Source organism: Paraburkholderia sp. (genome assembly GCF_049581445.1).
Lineage (GTDB): Bacteria > Pseudomonadota > Gammaproteobacteria > Burkholderiales > Burkholderiaceae > Paraburkholderia.
Window position 1 is genome coordinate 22,091 of sequence record NZ_JBAURZ010000212.1, and the last position, 6,042, is coordinate 28,132.

General features: G+C 59.7%; 6 protein-coding genes. 3 read left to right on the top strand and 3 right to left on the bottom strand.

Annotated elements, in window-relative coordinates; genetic code table 11:
* Positions 1 to 56: 56 nt before the first annotated feature.
* On the bottom strand, positions 57 to 215 hold the full coding sequence (locus WCA85_RS18530) for a hypothetical protein (protein WP_424066333.1): 159 nt from the start codon (positions 213 to 215) through the stop codon (positions 57 to 59).
* A gap of 100 nt (positions 216 to 315) precedes the next feature.
* The gene (locus WCA85_RS18535) at positions 316 to 1,644 is read right to left on the bottom strand and encodes a condensation domain-containing protein (RefSeq protein WP_424066334.1); all 1,329 of its coding nucleotides are present in this window, start codon (positions 1,642 to 1,644) and stop codon (positions 316 to 318) included.
* A gap of 490 nt (positions 1,645 to 2,134) precedes the next feature.
* Here WCA85_RS18535 and WCA85_RS18540 point away from each other — a divergent pair, with 490 nt between their 5' ends.
* Both WCA85_RS18540 and WCA85_RS18545 read left to right on the top strand, forming a co-directional pair.
* Positions 2,135 to 2,506 carry a hypothetical protein gene (locus WCA85_RS18540; RefSeq protein ID WP_424066335.1) on the top strand — a complete coding sequence of 124 codons (372 nt, stop codon included), beginning with the start codon at positions 2,135 to 2,137 and terminating at the stop codon, positions 2,504 to 2,506.
* Between the two features lie 320 nt (positions 2,507 to 2,826).
* Positions 2,827 to 3,639 (top strand): mechanosensitive ion channel family protein, encoded by an 813-nt coding sequence (locus tag WCA85_RS18545; RefSeq protein WP_424066339.1) that lies wholly within the window; start codon positions 2,827 to 2,829, stop codon positions 3,637 to 3,639.
* 330 nt (positions 3,640 to 3,969) lie between these two features.
* Here the strand turns inward: WCA85_RS18545 and WCA85_RS18550 are convergent, their stop codons facing one another.
* Positions 3,970 to 4,641 (bottom strand): VTT domain-containing protein, encoded by a 672-nt coding sequence (locus WCA85_RS18550; RefSeq protein ID WP_424066336.1) that lies wholly within the window; start codon positions 4,639 to 4,641, stop codon positions 3,970 to 3,972.
* 254 nt (positions 4,642 to 4,895) lie between these two features.
* On the opposite strand from WCA85_RS18550, the gene mutL reads away from it, so the two are divergent.
* Positions 4,896 to 6,042 (top strand): DNA mismatch repair endonuclease MutL (gene mutL / locus WCA85_RS18555; protein ID WP_424066337.1); only part of this gene is annotated, 1,147 nt, incomplete at its 3' end.

A 6,042-nucleotide genomic window follows, 5' to 3' on the forward strand; every position in this document is an offset into this window, starting at 1 on the left:
TTAAACACCTGTAGTTCAGCGTTCGAACACAGCAAGTGTGTGCCCGCCCAGGTGCTCTAATAGATCGCCACCGAGAAATCCCGCGAGACGTTGTGCTGTGCAAAGTTTGTCAGCGTCGATCGTAATTTCGCGGCAGAAGTCGGATCCACGGCGTAGAGAGTCACCCGATCGGCATCCGGGGTGATTCTCTTCTGCAGCAGTTTGAGTTCGCTCACCTTGATCCACGAAGCCGGTCTGTTGGGAAACCGAAACATTTCCGGAACGTGGCGGGTGTTCTCCCCGGTGCGCTTCCTGGACAGAAGCGCCGGGCAACAGTTAGACGAACTCCGTATCAGTCGCGTGCACCACCGGGTTGTCCCCCACATCAGTGCGAACTGCATGCTCAAGCACGTCGCGCATCGCCTCAAGTAATCCGGGTATGGCGGCGTGGCTAGTTTGAACGAGGCGCAGTACACCATTGACGGTGCAGACCCCCACAACCTGATCGTCAACAAAGCCCGTCATTAGCATGGGTCCCCATAGTGCGTTAAGTTTCAGACGACCATACGCCGAAGGAACGGGATCATTTCCAAGGTTTGACAGCAGCACATCAAAAGCCAGCACCACTGACGCAAACCCCGCGGCGTGCTGAACCGTCGTGTGGGCCGTCATGGCTGCCTGGAGGTCCTTCAGATTCAGAAGCGTCGCGTCGCGCGTCTGAGCACTGGCCACGTTACGCTTCATCGTGCGCGCCATATCCCAGAACGGGGTACCGCGTTGATGATCGTCGACGGTAACGGTTTGCGTGATATACACACCGGCATCGGTCCCGATGTCATCCGAACAATGACGGACGTCAATTGGTGTAATGGTCCGCACGGGGCGTCGGCACCATTCTGGCGATAGACGGCGTCCGGCTTCATGTACCGCTGCGCAAACCGCGCCGTGTACGGTCGTCTGCTCTTTGTGCGATCGTGCAATGAGTTGGAGTGTCAGCGCCGATGAAAGCGCAATCCCCTCTACTTGAACACGCTTCGATTCTTCGTCCCGGTACGCTTTAGGCGTGGGAGCCAGCGCTGGCGGCGGTGAAACCGGTGCAGCACGCACCTCGTCACTCAACAGAACTTCAAGCGGATGTGCAAGTTGCAGCGCGGGGAGATGCTCTCCCGAAAGCGCGCGCAGCAGATCGCTAATCAAAAATGAACTCGCCATCCCGTCAACGACCGAGTGATGAGCGACCAATATCAGCGTCGACCCCTCATCTCCCGTCAGCAAGGTTGCACGCACCAACGGAGCAGTCAACGGATCAAACGGCGTTGCAAGCTCGGCAGCCACTTCTGCCTGCCACGACGTGCCTGCCCGTTCGACGACACGCAGAGGGATTCTGACGCCGGAAACCCGGTAGAAACAGGGGTTCATTCCAGCGTCGGTTGCAATGCGCGCCGAAAGCAGCGGATGTCGCTGTTGCAAAGCGACGAAGGCTTCACGCCAAGCTTCGAGCGTCACATTCCCTTCAATTTCGGCGACCACCGCGAAATGGGTCGGACGATTTTGATCACATAGCCAGAACAGATGTTCTGTACTGCCGAGGGCGCGAATGACCTCTTGCTGTTCGGTTGGGTGATTACCGCTCTGCGGTTGCGATTGCTGTTGCTGCTCCTGCATCTTCGACTCTCCAGAAATAGCGTCTGCTTGTTCAATCAAGCGTTCAAAACGAGCGCCCCATGACTTCAAACACTAGACGGACGTGTTTATTCCAGCAGCCGTATTTGTCTGGTCAAGAATTTTGTCGTTTCCCGCCAGTTCAAGGCTGTATCAGACCGAACCCGTCATCCCACGGCCAAATACAGGTTTTGGGGTCAAAGAAAATAGGTCAGACAATCCGTACTTCATCGCTGCGACCCCCAGCAAGGCTCCGTGCTGCAGCGGCGAGCATCGCCCGACAGAAATTCCCTACCCGCTCGTCGGACTACCTCAATCCGTCTCACTTCGGCACTACAACACCCTTCCATTCAACTCCATTGGAGTCCGAACGTTCATATTTATCGAGATGTGAAGATGTGTGATGATCGCGCCCAGCGGCAGCGCAGCCTCTGCAACGATGGGAAGCAGCTGCCGGCCTCGCTCAAAACAACCGCGCTTTAATCTCAACCTCATGAGCAACTTTCTGTTTGATCTGGTCACGAACCTGGCAATCCTCACGACGGTGCTCATCGCGTGTCATCTGTGCAATCTCACCAAACCGGATCTCGCGCTGAACGGCGGCTACGTGTTCGCCACGCTGGTAGCAACAGCGATGATGTTCGATGCCGCACTCACTTTTCTGGTGTTTGCGGACGCGCCAAGCCGCTATGGAAAATTTAGTTCACCGGCGGAATTCGTTCAGCGCGCCAGCGCTTGTGCGCTTGCCTGCGCAATTGCCGTGTTCGTTGCACGGCGTGTGCGCATGTGCCGCGCAAAAAACCAGGCAAGCGACACCATCGTAATCCGCACCTCCGCCTACACCGAATCTCATCTGCCAATGTGACAGCGGGATGGCTCAGCCGCTCTTTGAAATCCATACGCCACGCATAGCTCGCTGGAATGCTCCTTGCGGACGCGCGCGCCGTCGGCTATAACTTGCGGAGGATAGAGAGTGACAGTCCGCGCCCGTCATTGGGCATTGCACCCGCTGCATTGAATCAAGCCGTTAGCGTTACCGGAGGAAAAGGCAGCAACGCAGAATGCGATGGATTGCCCTGACGAGCCGGCGTGCAAGCTTTCCTCCGGTTTCAGATTCGCCCTCCCGTCGCGCATTCGCTGAATCGACACAATCAGTCAAACGCAACCGACTCGGGCGAGGACAACGTGAATCTGGATACCGTACGCATCTTTCTCATGACTCGGGGCATCGACATCGGGACGAAGGTTCTCGGCGCGATCGTTCTGTGGATTGTCGGCCGCTGGGTGATCGGCATGATCACCGGATTGCTGCGCAAGGTATTGGCGCGCAACGGCAAAGTCGATCCCACCCTGGCGCACTACCTCGGCTCGATCCTCGGCGCACTGCTGAATCTGCTGTTGATCCTCGCGATCCTGCAGGTATTCGGCGTCCAGACCACTTCGTTCGCGGCACTGCTGGCGGGCCTGGGGCTCGCAATCGGCACGGCTTGGGGCGGCTTGCTGGCTCACTTCGCGGCCGGCATCTTCATGCAGGTCTTGCGACCGTTCAAGGTGGGCGACTTCGTCATGGCCGGCGGTGTCACGGGCACCGTCCAGGAATTGGGCCTGTTCGGCACGACGCTCATCACGCCCGATAACGTCACAACCATCGTCGGCAATAACAAGATCTTCTCCGACACCATTTCGAACTACAGCACGCTTCCCGTGCGTCGCGTCGAGTTGACGGCGAAAATTGCCAACGGCGTGGATCCGATTGATGCGGCTAATCGCCTTAGGGACGCCGTCACGAAGATTGCCAACGTCGCCGAAACTCCGCCGCCGGATATCGAGGTGCTGTCGTTCACGCCAGAGGGGCCGCTGCTGTGCGTGCGGCCTTATACCCACACCGATCACTACTGGCAGGTCTATTTCGACACCAACCGCGCCATCATCGAGACGTTCCGTGGAGCGGGCTATCCGACCCCCGAAACGCCACTCGTGCGACGCACGGCCGGCTAAGACCCCACCCGCCTCCATCGAGCGGCCCACCAACGCGTGTGGCCGGACATCCGGCCGTGGCTGTGCTTTGGTCTCTTTTGTCGCGCGCGTCACGTCCACCGCGGTTAAACGGTTCAGCCATGCAGCGCCCCGCCTTCGCCGCAGCACGCAGCGGCGCCGAGGCGCAAAGCACACATCGTCAGCCCTCAGGGGCAAAAAAAAGGCGCCGCGAGCTTCGCGACGCCTTTTTCATTTGATGCAATTTCCACCGGGACAGACAGGTTCGATCCGTTTTGCTCGCGGCAACATGGACGCAAGCGCGTCAATGCAGCCCCCCTACAAAACGACCGATCAACGACTACCGGGCTTCACCGCCGGTTTGCGCATCACCTTCCAGAGTGCCCCCAACACCACGGGCACGATTGCCGCACCCGCACCCACCAGCACGATTACGTTCAGATACTGGCGGATGAACGGAATGTTGCCGAAGAAGAAGCCGAGCAACACCAGCAAAAGCACCCAAAAGAGCGCCCCGACCACATTGAAGAACTGGAAACGGCTCAAGGTCATCTGCGACGCGCCTGCTACGAACGGCGCGAAGGTACGCACGACCGGAACGAAACGCGCGAGCACGATGGTCTTGCCGCCGTGCTTCTCATAGAAATTGTGGGTCTTCTGCAGCGCGGCGCGGTCGAGGAAGCGCTCAAGTAGCGGGATATGTGAATTGAACACCTTCGGCCCGATTGCCCTGCCGATCAGATAGTTGACCGTGTTGCCGCCTACCGCTGCCACGAGCAGCATCAGGATCAGCCCCGCGAGGTTCATCTCTCCGCTCGCGCAGAACGCGCCACCGATGAACAACAGCGAATCGCCCGGCAGAAACGGCAGCACAACGAGCCCGGTTTCGCAAAACACAATCAGGAACAGCACCACATACACCCATGTGCCGTACTGGTTGATGAAAACTCCGAGAAACTTGTCGATGTGCAACACAAGATTCACAAACTGCAGCAGCGTGTCCAAAAGCGTCCCTTATTAAGCAAAATAGCGTGAACGACCCATGCGGCGGACCGTCATGGCGTTTGAAATGAATAGAGAAGCGAGGCCCGCAAGCGAGCAAATTGACCGCGCCATGATACCGAAAGTGCCCCGGCGTGATAAAAAAACTGCGTGGCCGAACGCACACCGACGGCCAGTTCGACGGCCGCTCTCGCCCCTCGATGTGTCCCGCGCGGCGAGCAAGCCGTCCGCGCGCGGCGAATCGCTATAATTTCGCCATGTCCGAATTTTCCGAAACGCCCGTCGACGCCGCCGCCAAGGCCACGGCTCCCGTCCTACGCCCGTTGCGAGCCATCGCGCCGCTGCCTGATCTGCTGATCAGCCAGATTGCCGCTGGCGAGGTGGTCGAGCGGCCAGCCTCGGTCGTCAAGGAGTTGCTGGAGAATGCGCTCGACGCCGGCGCGCAGACACTGCGCATCCTGCTGGACGAAGGCGGCGTCAAACGCATCTCGATCACCGACGACGGCTGCGGCATCCCCGAGTCCGAGCTCACGCTCGCGCTGATGCGCCACGCTACCAGCAAGATCCGCTCGCTTGCCGAACTTGAAGCGGTCGGCACGCTCGGGTTTCGCGGCGAGGCGCTGGCGTCGATTGCGTCGGTGTCGGAAATGTTGATCACAAGCCGTACCGCCGACGCCGCGCACGCCATGCGCATCGAAGCCCAAACCGGCGTGTTGAGTCCTGCAGCGGGCACTCAGGGTACGACCATCGAAGTGCGCGAACTGTACTTCAATACCCCCGCGCGCCGTAAATTCCTCAAGAGCGAGCAGACTGAACTCGGCCATTGCCTGGAAATGATCCGCCGCGCCGCGCTGGCAAGGCCTGACGTGGCGATTTCGGTGCTGCACAACGGCCGCGCGGTGGAGCACTGGAACGCCACCGATCCGGCCACGCGTGTCGCCAAAATTTTGGGCGAGACGTTCGCTACGGCCCATCTGCCGCTCAACGAAGCCGCTGGCCCGCTAGCCGTCTATGGCTGCGCCGGTCTGCCGACCGCGAGCCGGGGCCGCGCCGATCAGCAGTATTTTTTCGTCAATGGCCGTTTCGTGCGCGACAAGCTGCTGACCCATGCCGTGCGCGCCGCCTATGAAGACGTGCTGCACGGCGAGCGCTATCCGTCGTATGTGCTGTTTCTTGATCTGCCGCCTGAAGGCGTCGATGTGAATGTGCATCCGTCGAAAATCGAGGTGCGGTTCCGCGATTCGCGCTCGATTCACCAGTTCGTCTTCCATGCTGTGCAACGTGCGCTGGCGCGGCATGCCGGGGCATCGCCGGAGACCACGGCGGGCGGTCACGCGGCGCATCTGGAGCCGATTGCAGGAGGTCCCGCATCGTTCGGGGCGACGCCGCTTGACAGCGGTGGCG